Source organism: Paenirhizobium selenitireducens ATCC BAA-1503 (assembly GCF_000518785.1).
Classification (GTDB): Bacteria; Pseudomonadota; Alphaproteobacteria; order Rhizobiales; family Rhizobiaceae; genus Allorhizobium; species Allorhizobium selenitireducens.
This window is the reverse complement of the sequence record NZ_JAEG01000015.1, coordinates 36610-56391: the sequence shown is the minus strand read 5'-3', so window position 1 is coordinate 56391 and position 19782 is coordinate 36610. Positions and strand designations below refer to the sequence as shown.

The following is a 19782-nucleotide window of genomic DNA, read 5'->3' as shown; positions in this document are numbered from 1 at the left end:
CGCTGAACGAAACTCCCAGTACCCAAGACCAAGGCCGACGTTTTCGCCGGCCTTTTGTTTTTTCAGGCATTGGTTTCCGCCGCATGGCGCCGCCGCGCGGCGACCGGCGTGATGGCAAATTCCTTGCGGAACTTGCGGATGAAGTGCGAGACGTTCTCGAAGCCCGTCTCCAGCGCGATGTCGATCAGCGGCTTGTCGGTGAACACCACCAGCCGGCGGGCATGTTCCAGCCGCAGCCGGATATACATGGCGACCGGCGTCGCGCCGAACTCGGTTCGGAACAGCCGCTCCAACTGACGGCGCGACAGGCCGACCGCTTCCGACACATCATCGATGCTGACCACATCCTCGATATGCTGCTCCATCATGATCAGCGCCATATTGGTGCGCTTGTCCCTGACCGGCGTAGAGCCGAGTGGATTGCGCGTCTGCATCTCGCTGGCATCGCGGCGGCGGGTGATCTGCATGATCTCCAGCGCATTGCGCTCGGCAGCCTCGCCGACATGGCGACGGATCAGATAGGTGGCGAGATCGGCGACGCTCGATCCGCCGGCGCAGGTGATGCGGCCATGGTCCTCGACGAACAGGCGCTTGGACGTGGCGTCGATCGAGGGAAAGCGCGAGCGGAACTCGACATAGTGCAGCCAGCTGACGCAGGCGCTGCGGTTTTCAAGCAGACCGGCTTCGGCGAGAATGAAGCTGCCGGTGCAAACCCCGATGATCGGTACTCCGGCCGCAGCGGCCTCGTGCAGGAAGGCAATCGCCTCGCGGTCGATCGGCTCGGCGACGTTGAGCCGCCCGCCGACTACGGCGATGTAGCTGAACTGCTTTGGGTTCCCCAGCGGCGCGGTCGGCGCGACCTGGATACCGCAGCTTGCCGTGATGAAATTGCGCGTGCTGCCGAGCACCGCCCAGTCGCAATTCACCCGGCCGGAGCGATCCTCGACGTCGCTGCCGAGGCGCAGCGCATCGGCGAACAGCGAAAACGCACTGAGCGTGAAGCTGCGCGCGAGAATGAAACCGATGCGCAGCACAGGCTGGCTCTTCTGCGCTTTTGCTTTGCTGGCGTTTGCCTGCGTCATGAATGGACCGCGACCCGGTTTCTGTAGGAGCTTCGCACATAGCAAAGGCGGGCAGGAATATCCACTGCCCGCCTTCAAGCGTTGCATTCGAACCAGACGGTCGAGCGGACCTCAGCCGGCCTTGGCGACCGGACGGACGCGCTTGGCCATGCGGGCGCGGATGGACTCCACGTCGGCCCGCGGCGTCGCGGCGAACAGCGTCTTGGTGTAGTCGTGCTTCGGATCGGAGAAAACTTCCTCGCGCGTGCCGTATTCGACCGCCTCGCCGTAGTACATCACCATCACCTCGTCGGCGATGTAGCGCACCACCGATAGGTCGTGGCTGATGAAGACATAGGTGAGGCCGAACTCTTCCTGCAGGTCGGCCAGCAGGTTCAGCACCTGGGCCTGGACCGAGAGGTCGAGCGCCGAGACCGGCTCGTCGAGCACCAGGAGCTTCGGGTTCAGCATCAGCGCGCGGGCAATGGCGATGCGCTGGCGCTGGCCGCCGGAGAACATGTGCGGATAACGATTGTAGTGTTCCGGGCCAAGGCCGACCTTGACCAGCATCTCGGTCGCGCGTTCGCGGCGCTCCGCCGAACTCATGTTCGTGTTGATCAGCAGCGGCTCGCCGAGCACGTCGCCGATCTTCTGGCGCGGATTGAGCGAGCCATAGGGGTTCTGGAAGACGATCTGCACCTTCTGGCGCATGTCGGCCGTCAGGTGCCCCGGACGGGTGTCGACGGGCTTGCCTTCGATCAGCAGCTCACCGGACGTCGGCTCGTCGATGAAGGTGAGGATGCGGGCAAGCGTCGACTTGCCGCAACCGCTCTCGCCGACGATCGCCAGCGTCTTGCCGGCATCGAGCTTGAATGAAACACCCTTGACCGCATGAACCACCTTCTCCGGCTTCAGGAAGCCGGTAGGCACGTGGTAGTCGCGCGTGATGTTGCGGATTTCGAGCATGGGGACTTTGTCGGTCATGCGTTCTCTCCTGCTGCCGCGCCCGCCATGAAGTCGGACACGGTGGTGAGGCGATCGCCCGTGGCGTTTTCCGGCAGGGCCGAAAGCAGGGCCTTGGTATAGGCGCTCTTCGGCGCTTCGAAGAGCGAGAGCACGTCGGCCTCCTCCATCTTGCGCCCCTGGTACTGGACGATGACACGGTCGGCGGTTTCGGCGACCACGCCCATATCGTGGGTGATCATGATGAGGCCCATGCCGGTCTCGGCCTGCAGGTTCATCAAAAGGTCGAGGATCTGCTTCTGGATCGTCACGTCGAGCGCGGTGGTCGGCTCGTCGGCGATCAGGAGCTTCGGATTGCAGGCGATCGCCATGGCGATCATCACGCGCTGGCACTGGCCACCCGACATCTGGTGCGGGAAGTGATGCAGCCGCTCGGCCGGATCAGGAAGACCGACCAGCTTGAACAGCGCGATCGCCCGCTCGCGCCGGGCCTGCCGCCCAAGGCCCATATGGATGCGCAGCACTTCCTCGATCTGGAAGCCGACGGTGAAGCACGGGTTGAGGCTCGCCACCGGCTCCTGGAAGATCATGGCGATGTCCTTGCCGATCAGCTTGCGCCGTTCCGCCGGTGAAATGCCCTGAATGTCGCGGCCCTGGAAAAGCATCTTGTCGGCGGTGATCTTTGCCGACCACGGCAGGAGGCCCATCACGGCGAGCATGGAGACGGACTTGCCGGAACCGCTCTCGCCGACGATCGCCAGCACTTCGCCGGCTTCCACCGAGAGCGAGACGCCGTCGACGGCCCTGAACCAGCCGGTCGCCGTCTCGAACTGGACGGTCAGGTTTTCGATTTCGAAAAGCGCCATGTCAGGACCTCTTCAGCTTGGGATCGAGGGCATCGCGCAGCCCGTCGCCCATCAGATTGATGGCGAGAACCGTGATCAGGATGGCAAGACCCGGGAAAGTAACCACCCACCAGGCGCGCAGGATGAACTCGCGCGCTTCGGCGAGCATCGTGCCCCATTCCGGTGCCGGCGGCTGGGCGCCCATGCCGAGAAAGCCGAGCGCGGCCGCATCGAGGATGGCGTTGGAGAAGGACAGCGTCGCCTGGACGATCAGCGGTGCCATGCAGTTCGGCAGGATGGTGCGGAACATCAGGCGGATCGGGCCGGCGCCGGCGAGCCTGGCTGCGGTCACGTAGTCGCGGGTCTTCTCGGTCATCACGGCGGCACGCGTCAGGCGCACGAAGTGCGGCTGCAGCGTCAGCGCAATGGCGATCATGCCGTTGGTCAGGCTCGGGCCGAGGATGGCGACGAGCACCAGCGCCAGAAGCAGGGACGGGAAAGCCAGGATGATGTCCATCAGCCGCATGATGACGGTATCGATCCAGCCGCGATAATAGCCGGCGATCAGGCCGACCAGGATGCCGGTCGACAGCGACAGGGTGGTGACGAAGACGCCGATGAACAGCGAATACTGCGCGCCGTAGATCAGCCGCGAGAGAATGTCGCGGCCGACCGGATCGGTGCCGAGCAGGAACGACGTATTGCCGCCCTCAAGCCAGGACGGCGGCAGGAGGGTCGCGTCGCGATATTGCTCGAAGGGCGAATGCGGTGCGACCAGCGGTGCGAAGACGGCGATCAGCACCAGCGCGAGGAAGACGAACAGCCCGATGACGGCGCCGCGGTTTTCCGAGAAGTAGAACCAGAATTCGGCCAGCATCTGGCGTCGCAGAGCGGCGGTGGAGACCGGTTGAGTGGTGGCGGTATCGGCCATGGGATTTGCTCCTTCTAGTGGCGGATGCGCGGGTTGATCAGGCCGTAGAGCAGATCAACGATGAGATTGACGACCATGATGATGCCGGCGATCAGCAACAGGCCGCCCTGGATCACCGGATAGTCGCGACGGAAGACGCTGTCGACCATCCACTTGCCGATGCCCGGCCAGGAGAAGATCGTCTCGGTCAGGATCGCGCCGGCGAGCATGACGCCGATCTGCAGGCCGATCGTGGTGATGACAGGGATCATGGCGTTTCTGAGCGCATGCAGGCCGACGACGCGCAGTGGCGACAGGCCCTTGGCGCGCGCGGTGCGGATATAGTCCTCGGAGAGGACTTCCAGCATGGCCGAGCGGGTCTGGCGGGCGATGACAGCAAGCGGGATGGTGGCCAGTACGATCGATGGCAGGACCAGATGGCTGAGCGCCGACATGAAGGCGCCCTTCTGGCCCGACAGCAGCGAGTCGATCAGCATGAAGCCGGTGACCGGCGGGAAGAAGAACATCAGCGAGATGCGCCCCGACACCGGCGTCCATTGCAGCATGCCGGAGAACAGGATCATCAGCAGCAGGCCCCACCAGAAGATCGGCATGGAATAGCCGACGAGGGCGACGCCCATGACCGACTGGTCGAAGAAGGAGCCGCGCTTGATCGCCGCGATCACGCCGGCCGGAATGCCGAGCACGATGGCGATGATGATGGCGCACAGCGACAATTCCACCGTCGCCGGGAACAGCGCCAGGAACTGGTCGAGGATCGGCGACTTGGAGACGATGGAAGTGCCGAAATCCCCGGTCAGCACGCCGCCCAGATAGTCGAAATATTGGATGAAGATGGGCCGGTCGAGACCGAGATGCGCACTGATCTCGGCATGTCGTTCGGGCGACATCACGCGTTCGCCGGAAAGAAGGGCGACCGGATCGCCCGGCAGAAGCCGGATGAAGGCGAAGGCGATGACGGAGACCCCGATGAAGGTCGGGATCAGAACGGCAATCCGCCGCAAGAGAAAGCCAAACATGGTGGACCTGCTGTTGTTCTTCTTGGAGGTCTGTGGTCGCTGTAAACGCAGCGGGCGTATCATGACCCGGACGATCTTTGATCCGTTCCGGGCGTTCACGGGCCAACCGTGACTATCGGTCGTTCGTAATGCAATTGCCGCGGGACAGGCAAGCTGTCCCGCGGCAAAATTCATCAGGATCGACCGTTACTCGGCGATATCCACGTTTTCGAAGGTAAAGTCACCGAGCGGGCTCTGAACGAAGCCCGAGACTTCCTTGCGCATCGGAACGACGGACAGGGAGTGGTCGATGGTGGCCCACGGAGCTTCGCGCTTGAAGATCAGCTGGGCTTCTTCGTAGAGCTTGGTGCGCTCGGCCTGGTCCGAAGTGATCTTGGCCTTCTTCACCAGTGCATTGAACTCCTCGTTGCACCACTGAGCGCGGTTGTTGCCGCCGACGGCTTCGCAGCCGAGCAGCGTGTCGAGGAAGTTGTCCGGATCGCCATTGTCGCCGGTCCAGCCGAGCATGACGGCGCCGTCACGATCCTTGGCCTTCGAACGGTCGAGATATTCAGCCCATTCGTAGGAAACGATCTCGACCTTGACGCCGACCTTGGCGAAGTCGTCCTGCATGATTTCGGCCGCACGGCGGGCGTTCAGCATGTAGGGACGCGAAACCGGCATGGCCCAGATCTTCATCGAGAGATCCTTGACGCCGGCTGCTTCGAGTTCCTTCTTGGCAGCGTCGAGATCGTAGGCGTCGTCCTGGGTCGCGTCGTTGTAGGACCACATGGTCGGCGGGATCGGGTTCTTGGCCGGCGTCGCCATGCCCTGGAACACGGCATCGACGATGGCCGACTTGTTGATCGCCTTGTTCAGCGCCTTGCGGACTTCCGGCTTGTCGAACGGAGCCTGGGTCGTGTTGTAGGCGAGGTAGGCGACGTTCAGGCCTTCCTGTTCCATGACGGTCAGGGTGTCGTCGGTCTTCATCGCGTCAACGTCAGCAGCGTTCGGGAACGGCATCAGGTGGCATTCGCCGGCCTTGAGCTTCTGGTAGCGAACGGCAGCATCGGTGGTGATGGCGAAGACGAGATCGTCGATCTTCGGTGCGCCACCCCAATAGTCAGCGTTCTTCTTGAAGCGGATGACTGCGTCCTGCTGGTAGCCGACGAAGATGAACGGACCGGTGCCGACCGGCATCTGGTTCAGCTGTTCCTTCTTGCCTTCGGCTTCGAGCTTGTCGGCATATTCCTTCGAAACGATCGAGGCGAAGGGCATGGCGAGGTTGGCGAGGAACGGCGCTTCCGGACGGTTCAGCGTGATCTTGACGGTCAGGTCATCAACCTTCTCGATCGACTTGATCAGTTCCGGGAAGCCCATGCCGGCGGCATATTCCCACGAGGTGCCGGCCACGTACTGGGCCCACGGATGGTCAGCCTTGATCTGGCGCTCGAGCGAGAAGATGACGTCGTCCGCGTTGAGTTCGCGGCTCGGGGTGAAGAATTCGGTGGTATGGAACTTGACGCCCGGACGCAGCTTGAAGGTGTATTCTGTGCCATCGGCATTCACTTCATAGCTCTCGGCCAGACCGGCTTCCGCTTCGGTCGTGCCCGGCTTGAATTCCATCAGGCGGCTGTAGACCGGATGCGCCGAGGCATCGAAGGTGGTGCCGGCGGTGTACATACCCGGATCGAAGCCTTCCGGCGAACCTTCCGAGCAGTAAACGAAGGTCTTGGCGCTTGCGGCGCTGGAAAGGAAAGTGGCAGCGAGCAGAGCCGCTGCGGCAAAACCGAACTTGTACTTCATGACATTCTCCCCTTTGCGCTATTTCGGCCGAGCCGAATGCGCTGGTTTCTGTACTGAACGGCGCGCCCCAAAATCGCGCCATGGTTCTTAAGTCCGTGATGTCCACCACGAAGCCCGGAGTCGTCCGAACAGAGCCCGACAAGGCATCCGAAGCGCTTGCGCTCCCTCGCCCGCTGGCCGTGATCGTCGACACACTCCTTTCGTCTTATCCGTTGTTGCACGCTTGTAAAGAGACTTTTTGCCGCAATTTTGCTGCATGTTGGACAAGTTTTTGTAATCTTGCGGTTTCTTTAGAAGTTTCGCAGTGCAGCAAATCGCCGACAAACGAAAGCGAATCGAACTTGGGCGATATGCCCCGTTCCCCACACACCGGGTCGCCCTGCTTGTCCCGACCGGTGCATGGCAGACGCTCGAGCGGCGGATGGTCAGGAGTTGGCGGCCATCCGCTTGGCGCGGATCTCGCGCCAGACGGTGAAGATGCCGGCACCGACCACGATGAGCGAACCGATCCACACATTGGCCGACAAGTGCTCGCCGAACAGCAGGACGCCGATGAAACACGCAATCACCAGATGCAAATAGCTGAACGGCTGAACCAAGACCGCATCGAGATGGTCGAGCGCCTTGATCAGGCAGTAGTGGCTGACCATTCCGGTGCAGCAGAGCGCCGCCATCCAGCCCCAGTCCTTTGGCGCCATAGGCTCCCAGGCGAAGGGTCCGACAACGGACATGGCCACCGCGCCGACGACGCCGATGTAGAAAAAGCTCGTCATCGGCGGGTCGCTGCGGGCCACGAGACGGGTGGCAAGCGCATAGCCGGCCAGCATGAACGCATTGAGCACGGCCAAGAGCAGGATCGGATCGAAGATCCCGGCATCCGGTTTCAGGATGAACATCACACCGACGAAGCCGGCGCCGATCGCCAGCCAGCGGCGCCAGCCGACGTGTTCGCCGAGAACCGGCACGGAAAGAGCGGCGACGAGCAGCGGGGTCGCGGCGAAGATCGCCTGGGAATGGGCGAGCCCGACCAGCCAGAAGCAGAAGATCGCGGTGACGATCTGCGTCGCCAGCAGCACGCCGCGGAAAACCTGGAGATACGGCCGGGTGGTCGTCATCGCCATTTTAAGGCCGCCGGGTGCCCGCATCGCCAGCACGACGGCAAAGGCACCGAAGGCCCAGTAGCGGATCATGGTGACCATCACCGGCGAATAACTCTGGCCCAGATGCTTCGAAATGGCGTCCTGCGTGGCGAAGATGACATAGGTGGCAAGGGCGAAGAGGTAGCCCGCTCGGTCTGATTTGATGCGCAACTGCAGTCTGTCCCTGCGACTTGGAAAGGCGTTCAGTAAAGGGGGAAGGCGAACGTCGCAATCCCTCGTTTCGGGGGCAGCATTTCCCCGTCAGCAGAGTTCGACGGCGATGGCGGTCGCCTCGCCGCCGCCGATGCACAGCGTCGCCATGCCCCGCCTCAGCCCATGGCGACGAAGCGACGCCAGCAGCGTGACCATGACGCGGGCGCCCGAGGCGCCGATCGGGTGGCCGAGCGCGCAGGCCCCGCCATGCACGTTGACCTTGTCATGCGGCAGGTCGAGGTCGCACATCGCCGCCATGGCGACGACCGCGAAAGCTTCGTTGATCTCGAACAGGTCGACGTCCTTCAGCGACCAACCGGTCCGCTCGGAAAGCTTGCGCAGTGCGCCGATCGGCGCCGTGGCGAAGAGACCGGGCGCCTGGGCGTGAGTAGCATGGCCGCGAATGACGGCCAGCGGCGCCAGCCCCAAAGCCTCGGAACGGGAACGGCGCATCAGCACGAGGGCTGCGGCCCCATCCGAAATCGAACTGGAATTGGCGGCCGTCACCGTGCCGCCCTCACGAAAGGCGGGCTTCAATGTCGGGATCTTGTCGGGCTTGGCCTTGCCCGGCTGTTCGTCGCGGTCGATCACCTGCTCGGCCTTGCCGGTGCGCACCGTGACGGGCACGACCTCTTCTCCGAAAGCGCCGGTGTCGATCGCCCTCACCGCCCGGTCGAGCGAGGCGATCGCGTATTCGTCCTGGGCCTCGCGGGTGAACTCATAGGCCTCGGCGCAATCCTCGGCGAAGGTCCCCATCAGGCGGCCCTTGTCATAAGCGTCTTCCAGCCCGTCGAGGAACATGTGATCGATGACCCGCCCGTGACCGAGACGGTAACCGCCCCGCGCGCGGTCGAGCAGGTAGGGCGCGTTGGTCATGCTCTCCATGCCGCCGGCAACGCAGATCTGCGCACTGCCGGCCAGGATGAGGTCATGGGCCAGCATCGCCGCCTTCATGCCCGAGCCGCACATCTTGTTGACCGTGGTCGCGCCCGTCGAGAACGGCAAGCCGGCGCCAAGCGCCGCCTGGCGCGCCGGGGCCTGCCCCTGCCCCGCGGGAAGGACACAGCCGAACACCACCTCATCGACCGCATCGGCCGGCACGCCGCCGCGCTCAAGCGCGGCACGGATCGCCGCCGCACCAAGTTCGGAGGCGGTCATTCCAGCGAGCGTGCCCTGGAAACCGCCCATCGGCGTGCGGGCGGAACCAACGATGACGACCGGATCGTCGATGGTCATTTCACTCTCCCCTACCCGATACGATGTGCACGACCCTCAAGACCAACGCCTCACATGTACACCCGGCAAGCAGCGTCAGCCGTGGGCCGGGTTCTCGACGATCACCGCAATGCCCTGCCCGCCGCCAATGCACATGGTGGCGAGACCATAGCGGGCGCCGGTGCGCTTGAGTTCATAGATGGTCTTGATGAGGATGATCGCCCCCGATGCGCCGACCGGATGGCCCAGCGCGATCGCGCCGCCGTTGGGATTGACCTTTTCCGCGGCAAAACCGAGTTCTGCCGAAACGGCGCAGGCCTGGACCGCGAAAGCCTCGTTCGATTCGATGACGTCGATGTCGGAAACCTTCAGGCCCGCGCGCGACAGCGCCTGCTTGACAGCGGGCACGGGACCAAGGCCCATCACCTCGGGCGCCACGCCGCCAAGGCCATAGGCGACGATGCGGGCAAGCGGAGTGACGCCCCGCGCCGCCGCCACGCCCTCTTCCATCAAAACCACGGCGGCGCCGGCATCGTTGAGGCCGCTGGCATTGCCGGCCGTGACCGTACCCTCCTTGCGGAAGGCCGGGCGCAGCTTCGCCAGGTCCTCGGGCTTCACATCGGCGCGGACGTGCTCGTCGGTGTCGAAGACGACTTCCTTGCGGCCCTGCTTGACGGTGAGCGGCAGGATCTGCTCGGCGAAGCGGCCCTCGGCAATGGCGTGCGCCGCACGCTTGTGCGATTCCAGCGCGAAGGCATCCTGGGCGGCGCGGTCGATACCGGTGCGCTCGGAAATGTTCTCGGCGGTGATGCCCATATGGCCGTTGCCGAAGGGATCGGTGAGCGCGCCGATCATCATGTCGATCGCCAGCGTGTCGCCCATCTTCTGGCCGTGCCGGGCCTGGGTCAGCAGGTGGCCGGCCCGGCTCATGCTTTCCGCACCGCCGGCCAGCGTGATGTCGGCATTGCCGAGCATGATCTGCTCGGCGGCGGTGACGATCGCCTGCAGGCCGGAACCGCAAAGGCGGTTGAGCGTCAGGGCCGGAACGGTTTCCGGTACGCCGGCGCGGATCGAGGCGACGCGGGAAATGTACATGTCCTCGGGTGCGGTGTGGATGACATGACCGAACACCGTCTGGCCGACGTCGGACGGGGAAATGCCGGCACGCGTGATCGCCTCGCGGGCAACGCTGGCGGCGAGGTCGCAGGGCGAAATTCCCGCCAGGGAACCACCAAAGTCGCCGATGGCGGTGCGAACACCCGAGGCGATGACAACTGTTCTGCTCATGGTCCTGTCCTTCTCCCGAAGCCCGCTGGCGGGCTGAAAACGCGATCCTGGCGGCGACCCGCGATGAACGCGGCACTCGTCCCTGTCAAAGGGCGTACATCCTGTGAACCCCGGCCCGCAAGCCCCGAAACCTTGTAATCGGTTTCACAGGCCCGGCATATGGGAGCAATGGGTGCGAGCCGTGGTGCACCCGGGTCGAATGCAACTGAACTGGCCGGTCTGAAAACTGACCGACGCTTTCTGATCGAACTTCCGACCGGTGCTGCCGAAGTGTGGTCCACCGGTCAGCGACAGGCGAGATTGTAGGTGTCGCCCGGGGCGCACTGCGCGGAAACTGTTCGACGGAAATGCGTTTGTGGCGGCGTCGACATTGGGCATGCCGGCCCCCTGCATGCTTCCTGTTGCGGCGCGGCAGACGAACTGTCAGGTTGCGGCAATATGGCTCCTCGCGATAGCCATGCCAAGCCTGCGCCGATGATGGCGCCCGAAAGGGAGACCCGCCCATGACGTCCGATTCCGTTTCAGCCGTCCGCCGGCGACTGTCGCCAATCATCAGCGCCGCCGCAGCATTTCTTCTCCTGGCGGGACAGGCGGTTGCGACACCCACGGTGTTCTGGGCCAGCGATCCGGTGAAGCCCGGCCAGACGGTGCAACTGAGCGGCGTCGATCTCGATCGCGCCGTGACGGTCGAGGTTTTCCGGTTGCCGGATGGAACAGGGGATACGGGAAACGCTGCTCCCCAGTCTCAACCCGCGGAAGTCCTGGCAAAGACCGAAAGCACCCTCTCCTTCGTGCTGCCCGACGGCCTGGAACCTGGCGTGTATTCCGCAACCCTCAGCGGTGCGGACGATCCGGTGACGGTCCAGCTGAATGCGCCCGACGTCTACTGGACCCAGGGCGACAGGGGACCGGCCGCAAGCGCCGGCGGCTGGCTGAGGATTTCGGGCCGCAACATTGCCTTGAGCGAAAAGGCGACCGTCAAGCTTATCGCCCCCGACGGCCGCGAAACCGAAATCAAGGTAGAGAAACCAGATCCCTGGTCGGCGACCTTCCTTTTGCCGGCGGACCTTCCGCCGAACACCTACAGCATCCGCCTGGGGAATGGTCGCGGAGGCGCCACAGCCTGGCGCGAGGCGGGGACGATCGAAGTCGGGGCTGTCGAGGCGGTCTACCGCCCGGTGATGGAGCTGTCGAGCCAACAACCGGACGATCCCGACAACGACGATACCGCCCGCATCAACGCGGCCCTGGCCGCCCTCGCCAAGCGTGGCGGCGGTGCCCTCACGCTGAAATACGGCACCTATCGCCTGAGCGGCGCGCTGCATATCCCGGATGGCGTCTCGCTGAGGGGCGAGTCCCGGGATCTGGTGACCTTGATCTGGAAGGATACGGAGATACCGCCCGATGCGCTCATTTCCGGATACCGCGACGTCTCCGTGGAGGATCTGACGATCAATGCGGAACGCCACCGCCATATCATCAAGGCCGGCTTTTCCGCCGATCCCAAAGGAGCGGACGGACGCAACATCTCGATCCGCAGGCTTACCGTTCGCGCGTCTTCCTTTCTGCGCCACCTGGAAGCCGACGAGCCGATCAAACGGCTGGAGGCAATGCGCCAGCATACCAAGACCGGTGTGGTCGGCCTCCTGCTGGCCGGCAGCAACGTCGTCGTCGAAGATTGCGACATTCTCACCTCCATGCGCCCCTTCGTGATGACGAGGCCCGTCGGCGCTCGCCTCTCCGGCAATACGTTTCGCATTGGCAGACGCGGCTGGTACGGCATTTCGGCACCGGACGGCGTGCTGTTCGAAAACAACCATCTCATCGGCGCCGATCTTCAAGCGTCGGGCGGCGGGATCAACACCTTCGGCGGCCCCTCCGCGCGCAATGTTCTGGTCCGCAACAACATCTTCGAGACCATGTACGGCTGGGACCGGGAGGCACTGACCTCCGACGGGGCCGGCGGCTATTACCGCGGTCCGATCACGCCACGATCCGGCAATACGGTCGAGATCAAGGCCGACGGGCTTGGCATCTCGAAGGATAGGAACTGGGAGGGCGCGGGGCTGTTCGTGCTCAAGGGCCGAGGGCTCGGCCTGATGGCCCGCGTGGCGAAGAAAACCGGCGATCTGATCGAACTGGACCGTGATATCGCCGGGCTGACGGACTCCAGCACCAAGGTCACCATCGTACCGCTTCAGGAAAACTATCTCATCATCGAGAACAGGTTTCAGGACGTCGGCGCCGCCCAGATTTTCGGCACCGGCTACAAGCATGTGTTCGCCGGCAACCGCTCGCTCAGAAGCAATGGTTTTTCTGCCGTCTCGCTCGACTACCGCCACCCGCAGCCGAACTTCTACATCCAGTTCCTCGGCAACGAAACCACGGCGTCCGCGTTCAGACGAACCTCGGGAATCTCGGTAACCGGCCGGCAATTCAAGGGCAACGACACGCTTTTGACCTTCGGTATCGTCATCCGGGAGAACCGGCTGCGCTCCGCCTCGACGATTCGGATCGACGGACGCTCCTCCGTCGTGCCGTCCATGCGCAACATCCTGGTCGAGCAGAACGAGATCGAACGGACGGATATCGGCGTCGATGTCGGCCAGGGCGTCGAAGAACTGATCATCCGGGGAAACACCATGCGCGAGGTGCGGGTGCCGGTGAAACAGCCATAGCAGGGCGCGGCACCCGCCATTCGCGAACAAAATCGCCACCCGTTTTCCCCGCCCATCCGTCCTGCCCCATAATCCGACGGACGACGCGGCTGGAACCTCGACTGCCAGCGCGTCGGCCACGCTAGAGCGGAAGAGGAGAGGGCGATGAACGACATGAAACTTGGGATCGGGCTCGACATGCGCGGAGGCTGGAACACCGACGGCGCCCAGTGGGTCCCCAAGGACGGCACGGGACGACGCCCGGCCTTGGTCCTCGACCTCGAAAACAACCGCGGCTGGTACGATGGTCGCACCTATGCGACCGAAGCTGCAGCGCTCGCTGCCGTCGGCGGCACGGCTTCGGGCGGCACGCGCAAGATCGGCGATCATGTCGCGACCGATGCACCGGAACTGCTGCCGAACGGGGACCTGTCCCTCGGCATCGGAGACTGGACGGCCCTCAATGGCGCGACCGCCGCAATCGTCGCCGGCGAACTGGAAATGAGCGGAACGGGTCTGACCAATCCGACCGTGCGGTCGGGTGCAGCCTCGACCCAACAGGGCAAGGCTTATCGCGCGAAGGCCACCTACCGGAAGGGAACCGCCACCGGAAGCCCCCTGGTCATTTCCAGTCGTTCCGCGACGATGTCTCCACTCAGCAATGCCTTGGCGCAAAATGCGAGTCTTGTTCCCACCACATTCACTAGAACATTCGGGGGTGAAGGCGCTGCTCACTATCTCGGTCTGCGAACGGTCAGCGGACCGGGCGGCACGATCTGCGGCGACAGCTTTTCGATCAAGGAAGCCACGGCCTTTGCCGGGTTTTCTTCGCCTGCCTTTGCCGTCATCATCAAGTTTCGCGTGCCGGCCAATCTTCCGGCCTCGACAAGGGTTCTTTTCTCCTTCGATGACGACGGCGCGCGCAACCGCTATCGCGCCGCTTTGAACGCGGATGGTACGATCACGGTCACCCTCGACAGCAACGGCACCAACCGAACCACCCACGTGATCGCCTCCAATCTCGTCACGCCGGGCGCGGGGCACACGCTCCACATCTCTTCCGACGGATCGAGCCGCTTCCTCGTCGCGTTTGACGAGACCCATCTTTACGGTCAGCAAGCAGGATTTACGCCGGCCGGCGCGTGCTGGGTGCGGCTGGGGGCCTCGCCCGCGGCCGGCGAGGAGTGGACCGGCACAATTCTGTCCGCGGCACTGTTCGCCCAGGAATACGCTCCGCCTGGCTTCATCTGGGCGATCGGCGACAGCTATGTTGCCGGAACGGGCGGCTCTTCGCTGGAACAGGGCATAGAGACATCCAACGCAAGCCGCCTGGTTGTATCTTCAGGCGCAGGCGGTTCGACGGTCGTGGCGCAACTCGCCACCATGCGCAGCAATCCCGGCCTTTACGGCTGCGTACTGGTACACTGGGATGGAGACGCAAACGGCGCTAACGCCGCCACAGACCCCGCGACTTTCGAGAGCATGGCCTCCCTTGCCGCCCGGCATGTCTTTGTCGGGTCGGTGCGACGGATGAACCATTCGGCGGCGGAGATCGCGACAACGAATGCCCGCAACAGCTGGCTGTCCTCGCGCTTCGGACTTCGCTACATCGACCCGCACCCGACGCTTCAGGCGCTTGCGACGACTTCCACCGAAGATCTGGCCGCCCTGGCGGCCGGGCGCGCGCCTCCCACCTGCCTGCAGGCGGACGGAACGCATCTGACCGTGGCGGCGATGAATGCGGTTTCCGCGGCGGTCCTTGCCCGCATTGAAGCGCTCGGTTGGTGAGCGTTGCAGGCCAGGCGACGGGCATGGCAATACCCGTCGCCTTGCTCCAACCGGCGAAGGGATATGCGACTAGAGTGCCAGGCCCGTCAGTTGCGCGAGCGCTTGGCGCTTGTCCTCGGGTGTCGACAGAGGCCGGATGGCCCTGTCGAACTCGAGGACCTTGGCGCCAACGAGGAAACGGTACCAGTAGCCCTGCAGGAAATGGTAGATGAGCCCCTCCCGGCCATCGAGGAAGCCGAGCTGGATTACATAGCGGAACAGGAAATATCCGAGCGTCGAGACCGGAAACGGGATCCGGTTGTAGACACGCTCCTTGACGAAGCGCTTCACGGATGCCTGCAGCGAAGTGCCTTCGCTTGTCAGCCCGGCATCCTGGGCGAACAGACCATAACGCCGATTGAGCACGTCGACGGCCTCTCGGGTGGCATATTTGTTGTGCTTCTCGGTAAAATAGCCGAGATCATGAAGATTGTGATCGCGGAACGGATTGTCGAACAGGACAGTGCGTCCGCCCCAGACGATGACGTGTTCATCCATCCAGCGATCCTCGACCCGCCCCTGCCCCCGCCGCCAGAGGCGAGTCAGGATCAGCGGATAGCGCCCGCCGTGGCGGATGAAGCGATCGAGAAAGATATGCTTGCGCTTCAGGTTCACGCCCGCGACGTCGGCCGCGAGCGTCGGCAGCTTCTGGGCGATCTCGCGCGCCAGCTCCGGTTCGACCACTTCATCAGCATCAAGCCGCATGACCCAGTCCGAGGAGATTGCCGCATTGTCCAGCCCCCATTGGAACTGCCGAGCCTGGTTCACGAACGGGTTCTGCAGCACCGTGGCGCCGAGCGAACGGGCGATCTCCACGGTGCGATCTGACGAAAAGGAATCGACGACCACGATCTGCGTGGCAAATGAGGCGACGCTCTCGATCGCCCGGGCGATGTGAACTTCTTCGTTGTACGTGAGGATCAGGACGGAAATCGAGGTCATCGTGGCTCCAAGTGATCACCAATCAGCTTCGTGACCAGAATTTCATGAAGCGGGCGGCGTGGTGATCGTGCGATCTTCAGCCTGTCGCGGTGAGCCGGTCTGCCGACCGCGATCATCATGATAAGCCGTTCGCCCTCCCCAATAGCTCCCGCCTCGCAGATCGCACGACCAGTCTTGTGCGTCACAGCCAGATTGAGCGGACATGAGGCGATACCGCTAGCATGGCAGGCCAGCATCAGGTTCATCGCAAAAAGAGCACCGTCGACATAGGCCTGATTGCGCTGCTGCGCCCCACCCCATGCCGCAAGCTCCGAGGTGATAACGAACAGATTGTTGACGTCCTGCGCAAAGCCCGCCGACCCCGCCTGAAGCCGCAGAAGGCGGTCTATATCCGCTCGCTCCTGATAGAAGTAGGCCTTCGCAGACTGACGATTGCACTGAGAGGGTGAGGATTGGGCGATATGTACGACCCGCTCGACTTCTTCCAATCGCAGGTGATCCGGCAAGAACATCCGGGTGCTGTGACGGGAGGTAATCAGGCGTGCGGCATCGGGAATCTGATCGTAATCATCGCGGTCCAGTTGCCGAACGCCACCGTTCGGCGTGATATCCCAAGTCCTTTCGTAGCGCGTCAGAAACGCTCTCACATCATGAAGCAGCGGATCGCTGACGCCGAGTGACTGATGCAAATTCAGATACGCGTGAAAGATGCCGCACACCATTTCGCCGGGAAGGCGCGAGAATGAAATATCGTAGCGATCGAGGACACTGATCAAGAAACGGATCTTGGACACACCGAAAAGGGGACGAGGCTGCGCCAACGAGAGACCCTTTTCCAGAGCATGTGCCTCAATGAGGATTTTGTAGAAGAGCTTGCGGCTTGGGTCCTGCAATGGAGAAATTCCACAATAGCGGAAATAGCTGACGGCGTCCGAGAAGTACTCGGTCACGAACAAGAGAGTCTTCCGGATCTTATCTAAGAATTCAGCCACGAGCATTCTCCATCGCGGTGCCGGTCAAGCGCCTTTTGTCGGCAGACTGATTTCGGGTGCCAACCTGCGAGGTCTAAGAACGACGCAGGGATGTCCTGCGCAGACGGACCATGACGGCATATCTTTGGTAACCAGAGAGCGCGCGCCTATGACGCTGCCCTCCGCAATATTGACACCTGGCAAGACCATCGATTCCGCGGCGATCCAGCAATGATCCCCGATTGTGATCGGCCTAGTGATGAGGGGACGCCGCAACGACGTAATGTCGTGCGAACCGGTGCAGAGGAAGCATCTCTGACTGACGGCAACTTTGGAGCCAATTCGAATCTTGTCCATCGTGTAGCAATCAACGCCATCGCCCAGAACCGAGAACTCCCCCATCTCGAGATTCCAGGGCGCCCAGACGAAACAGGAGGCAGCCACTTTCGAGCCCCTGCCTATGCGGGCACCGAACAGGCGCAGAAGAAACAACCTCCAGCCGTTGAATATGCCGCGAGGCGTCGGGCGAAAGAAAAGCAACCAGACCAGAACCCAAAGCCCTCGCTTCACCTTGAGCGATCTAGGCATGGTATCGACATAGCGCAGATTGGCGAACTCACTCATGGCCGCGCCCGCTAACTTCCTGCAACTGCTCAAAAAGGTAACTGCGACCGATCTGCTGCAGGTTGTCGATTGCGCGCTGCACTCCTTCCCAGTCAATCGGTTGCCCGATGCGCTGGGACACTGCATGCCGGTCGCCCGCTTCGACGAAGCGGTCCATCAGGTCCAACTGTTGCAGCAGGTTGCGAACGCGTTCGTTGAGCCCGCCCTTGGCGCCCGGCAGTCCGACGGTCAGGAACGGCTTTTTCAGCAGGATGCTCAACACGGTCCCGTGGAAGGAATTCGTCACGACAAAGGAGGACTTCTCGATCATGGCCACCCAACCGGCCGGCGAAGGATAGACGGTCTGGCCAATCTCGCGCCAACGTCGGTGGACATTGTAGGGCGAGGCGATCGGCGCACCGGTCGCCTGAGAGACGAACTCCGCCACCTCACGAATGCCATCTCCCGTGCGCAGTGCATAGCAGAAGAGCTGCCCTGCCGGGACTTCTTCGGCCGTCTTCAGCAGGCCGGAAAAATCCCCAAGCAGGATGGTCGGATCGGGTACACACACGGCCTCCCGACCGGTGATCCGACGGATGATGTCCACGCCGCTCTGCTCGCGCACGGACAGTCCATGCATGCCGGAGAGATAGTTCCTGACCTCCGTGTCGAAGGAAGGGTCAAGGCTGCCCTTGCCGAAGCTCGGGGCATAGGCAACGTGGCGCGCACCGGCGGCATCGCTCATGGCGAGAAAATAGACGGCGTCGAGCCCCTTCTGGGCGGACGGGTTCCAGATCTGGTCGCTGCCGCAGACGAGGACGTCGAAGCGGCCCTCGGCGCTGGCGAAGAACGCTTCGACCTCAGCCTGGCTTTCCAGGCGCGGTCCAGTCACGCCGAGCACCTCGCGGCGGAAAGCTTCTAATTGCTCGGTCTGAAGGCGGCTGCCGAACAGCCTTCGCTGGAGTGTCGACAGACGAAGATAGGCGATCTTCAGATTGCGGCGAAACCGCGCCGGACTGAAGATTTGCTCGAAGTCGCCACCCTCTTCCACATAGCGCGGATGATAGTTGACGAATTCGGCATCATGACCCTGATTGATCAGCCACTGCCGCAAGCCGTAGGCCTGCATCAGCGCTCCGAAGTTCTCGGAGAAGTGGTAGGTGAGGATGCCAATGCGCATTGCTCGAGCCATATACATCATCTTCCGCACGTTGGGCTCAGTCAGCCGCCGAGGGTCTGGTCTATTGTGTCGTTGATGAGGCGTGCCTGCGTGACAGGATTGTATCGGGTCTCGATCACATCACGACATTGTAGGCGCGTGGCCTCACGATTTGCCTTGGCCTTGCTCCAGTATTCCAGCGCGTCGGCAAGAGCGTTCACATCATTGCGCCTGAATAGGGAACCAGTCCTACCGGGATAGACCGCCTCGATCTCCGGCATCTGCATATCCATTTCGTCGTGCGAAACCACGGGCGTGCCATACATCAACGAGTGCATGGCACTCAGCCCTATCTTTCCAGGGCTTGCCGTGACGTCGCTGGCGAAGATGTATGCGCCAAGCAGATCTTCTTCATAGATTGCCCCGAGGAAGCGAACATTGACATTGGACATCCGCGCCAATTCTTCAAGCTTCACCCTCTCAGGGCCGTCACCGATCAGAATTACCTGTGCCTCAATATTCCGGCGCTTGAGATGGGCAATCGCTTCAATGAGAAGATCAAACCGGCAGATCGGTGTCAGACGCGCAACACAGCTGACCACGAATGCCTCTCGGGGGATGCCAAGTCGCTGGCGGACCATATCTGTTCCTTCAGCGCCAAGCCCCTCCAACACTGCCTGCGCGGTCAGCCAGTCCAGAGAGTTGTAAATAGGCACAATCCTATTGGGCGGAAATCCGGTAGCAGCCGCCAATTGCCGGGCGCGCTCGCCATAAGTCATTACACGGTGACCTAGGCCATAATGGAGTCGCCGGATGAGAGACTTAAGCGGGGTTTCTTTCTTCAACCAGCCGTGAGCCCAAAAGATGACTTTCTTGCCGGTGAGCCGCCCGACGATACCTATGAGCCAGCTGGCTGGCATATTCGGATGGCCATGGACTACAAGCACGTCCGCAGTCCGATCAAGAACTGCGGGCCAATAGTCTTTCAACACCCATGTTGCTCCCCGAAAGCGGAACCGTAGCGGGGATATCTTGATCAAATCGTCACCTTGGAACGATTTGATGCCGTTGATTGCATCAAGGCTTCCCCAAAACCGATAGTCATGTACGCCACTCTTGACCAACTCACGCATGACCGGCCTTCGATAGTGGGGAAAGTGATGAT

Annotated in this window: 16 protein-coding genes; 2 read left to right on the top strand and 14 right to left on the bottom strand. The window is 62.6% G+C overall.

The annotated features are described in order from the left end of the window. Positions 1-62: 62 nt before the first annotated feature. From L867_RS0117550 to bktB, 9 genes are all read right to left on the bottom strand, one after another. Positions 63-1082, bottom strand: a complete 1020-nt coding sequence (locus L867_RS0117550; protein ID WP_028738084.1) for a GlxA family transcriptional regulator — start codon at positions 1080-1082, stop codon at positions 63-65. Positions 1083-1193: 111 nt separating this feature from the next. Continuing rightward, complete coding sequence (locus L867_RS0117545; RefSeq protein WP_028738083.1) at positions 1194-2045, bottom strand: dipeptide ABC transporter ATP-binding protein; 852 nt, start codon at positions 2043-2045, stop codon at positions 1194-1196. Next, positions 2042-2890 carry an ABC transporter ATP-binding protein gene (locus L867_RS25635; protein WP_037173770.1) on the bottom strand — a complete coding sequence of 283 codons (849 nt, stop codon included), beginning with the start codon at positions 2888-2890 and terminating at the stop codon, positions 2042-2044. Before L867_RS25635 ends, L867_RS0117545 begins: the two co-directional genes overlap by 4 nt. 1 nt (position 2891) lies before the next feature. Continuing rightward, entirely contained in the window at positions 2892-3800 is a 909-nt protein-coding gene (locus L867_RS0117535; RefSeq protein ID WP_028738082.1) for an ABC transporter permease subunit, read from the bottom strand. A gap of 14 nt (positions 3801-3814) precedes the next feature. After that, entirely contained in the window at positions 3815-4819 is a 1005-nt protein-coding gene (locus L867_RS0117530) for an ABC transporter permease subunit (protein WP_028738081.1), read from the bottom strand. Between the two features lie 186 nt (positions 4820-5005). Further along, positions 5006-6604, bottom strand: a complete 1599-nt coding sequence (locus L867_RS0117520) for an ABC transporter substrate-binding protein (protein ID WP_028738080.1) — start codon at positions 6602-6604, stop codon at positions 5006-5008. A gap of 425 nt (positions 6605-7029) precedes the next feature. Beyond that, the gene (locus tag L867_RS0117515) at positions 7030-7914 is read right to left on the bottom strand and encodes a DMT family transporter (protein ID WP_332308406.1); all 885 of its coding nucleotides are present in this window, start codon (positions 7912-7914) and stop codon (positions 7030-7032) included. A gap of 90 nt (positions 7915-8004) precedes the next feature. Then, positions 8005-9192: an acetyl-CoA C-acyltransferase gene (locus L867_RS0117510; protein ID WP_028738078.1), complete on the bottom strand. Its 1188-nt coding sequence runs from the start codon at positions 9190-9192 to the stop codon at positions 8005-8007. A 75-nt stretch (positions 9193-9267) separates the two neighbouring features. Further along, positions 9268-10458, bottom strand: a complete 1191-nt coding sequence (bktB, locus tag L867_RS0117505) for a beta-ketothiolase BktB (protein ID WP_028738077.1) — start codon at positions 10456-10458, stop codon at positions 9268-9270. A gap of 503 nt (positions 10459-10961) precedes the next feature. Between bktB and L867_RS0117500 the strand changes: the two genes are divergently transcribed. Further along, positions 10962-13136 carry a hypothetical protein gene (locus L867_RS0117500; RefSeq protein ID WP_028738076.1) on the top strand — a complete coding sequence of 725 codons (2175 nt, stop codon included), beginning with the start codon at positions 10962-10964 and terminating at the stop codon, positions 13134-13136. Positions 13137-13280: 144 nt separating this feature from the next. Further along, positions 13281-14903: a hypothetical protein gene (locus tag L867_RS0117495; protein WP_028738075.1), complete on the top strand. Its 1623-nt coding sequence runs from the start codon at positions 13281-13283 to the stop codon at positions 14901-14903. A 69-nt stretch (positions 14904-14972) separates the two neighbouring features. Here the strand turns inward: L867_RS0117495 and L867_RS0117490 are convergent, their stop codons facing one another. The 5 genes from L867_RS0117490 to L867_RS0117470 are packed head-to-tail and all read right to left on the bottom strand — an operon-like array spanning position 14973 to position 19750. Then, complete coding sequence (locus L867_RS0117490) at positions 14973-15884, bottom strand: glycosyltransferase family 2 protein (RefSeq protein WP_028738074.1); 912 nt, start codon at positions 15882-15884, stop codon at positions 14973-14975. After that, positions 15881-16876 carry a nitroreductase family protein gene (locus L867_RS0117485; RefSeq protein WP_169734094.1) on the bottom strand — a complete coding sequence of 332 codons (996 nt, stop codon included), beginning with the start codon at positions 16874-16876 and terminating at the stop codon, positions 15881-15883. The genes L867_RS0117490 and L867_RS0117485 overlap by 4 nt, the downstream gene beginning before the upstream one ends. A 24-nt stretch (positions 16877-16900) precedes the next feature. Then, a complete protein-coding gene (locus L867_RS25630; protein ID WP_051439064.1) occupies positions 16901-17479 on the bottom strand; it encodes an LbetaH domain-containing protein in 579 nt (192 codons plus the stop codon). Next, positions 17472-18650: a polysaccharide pyruvyl transferase family protein gene (locus tag L867_RS0117475; RefSeq protein WP_169734093.1), complete on the bottom strand. Its 1179-nt coding sequence runs from the start codon at positions 18648-18650 to the stop codon at positions 17472-17474. The genes L867_RS25630 and L867_RS0117475 overlap by 8 nt, the downstream gene beginning before the upstream one ends. A gap of 29 nt (positions 18651-18679) precedes the next feature. Next, positions 18680-19750 carry a glycosyltransferase family 4 protein gene (locus L867_RS0117470; RefSeq protein WP_028738071.1) on the bottom strand — a complete coding sequence of 357 codons (1071 nt, stop codon included), beginning with the start codon at positions 19748-19750 and terminating at the stop codon, positions 18680-18682. Positions 19751-19782 lie beyond the last annotated feature (32 nt).

What these genes read in the sequence shown, in the direction of transcription:
- L867_RS0117520 (WP_028738080.1), bottom strand. Translation starts at nt 6,604, where the DNA reads ATGAAGTACAAGTTCGGTTTTGCCGCAGCGGCTCTGCTCGCTGCCACT.
- L867_RS0117530 (WP_028738081.1), bottom strand. Translation starts at nt 4,819, where the DNA reads ATGTTTGGCTTTCTCTTGCGGCGGATTGCCGTTCTGATCCCGACCTTC.
- L867_RS0117475 (WP_169734093.1), bottom strand. Translation starts at nt 18,650, where the DNA reads ATGGCTCGAGCAATGCGCATTGGCATCCTCACCTACCACTTCTCCGAG.
- L867_RS0117535 (WP_028738082.1), bottom strand. Translation starts at nt 3,800, where the DNA reads ATGGCCGATACCGCCACCACTCAACCGGTCTCCACCGCCGCTCTGCGA.
- L867_RS25635 (WP_037173770.1), bottom strand. Translation starts at nt 2,890, where the DNA reads ATGGCGCTTTTCGAAATCGAAAACCTGACCGTCCAGTTCGAGACGGCG.
- L867_RS0117545 (WP_028738083.1), bottom strand. Translation starts at nt 2,045, where the DNA reads ATGACCGACAAAGTCCCCATGCTCGAAATCCGCAACATCACGCGCGAC.
- L867_RS25630 (WP_051439064.1), bottom strand. Translation starts at nt 17,479, where the DNA reads ATGAGTGAGTTCGCCAATCTGCGCTATGTCGATACCATGCCTAGATCG.
- bktB (WP_028738077.1), bottom strand. Translation starts at nt 10,458, where the DNA reads ATGAGCAGAACAGTTGTCATCGCCTCGGGTGTTCGCACCGCCATCGGC.
- L867_RS0117470 (WP_028738071.1), bottom strand. Translation starts at nt 19,750, where the DNA reads ATGCGTGAGTTGGTCAAGAGTGGCGTACATGACTATCGGTTTTGGGGA.
- L867_RS0117510 (WP_028738078.1), bottom strand. Translation starts at nt 9,192, where the DNA reads ATGACCATCGACGATCCGGTCGTCATCGTTGGTTCCGCCCGCACGCCG.
- L867_RS0117500 (WP_028738076.1), top strand. Translation starts at nt 10,962, where the DNA reads ATGACGTCCGATTCCGTTTCAGCCGTCCGCCGGCGACTGTCGCCAATC.
- L867_RS0117490 (WP_028738074.1), bottom strand. Translation starts at nt 15,884, where the DNA reads ATGACCTCGATTTCCGTCCTGATCCTCACGTACAACGAAGAAGTTCAC.
- L867_RS0117550 (WP_028738084.1), bottom strand. Translation starts at nt 1,082, where the DNA reads ATGACGCAGGCAAACGCCAGCAAAGCAAAAGCGCAGAAGAGCCAGCCT.
- L867_RS0117495 (WP_028738075.1), top strand. Translation starts at nt 13,281, where the DNA reads ATGAACGACATGAAACTTGGGATCGGGCTCGACATGCGCGGAGGCTGG.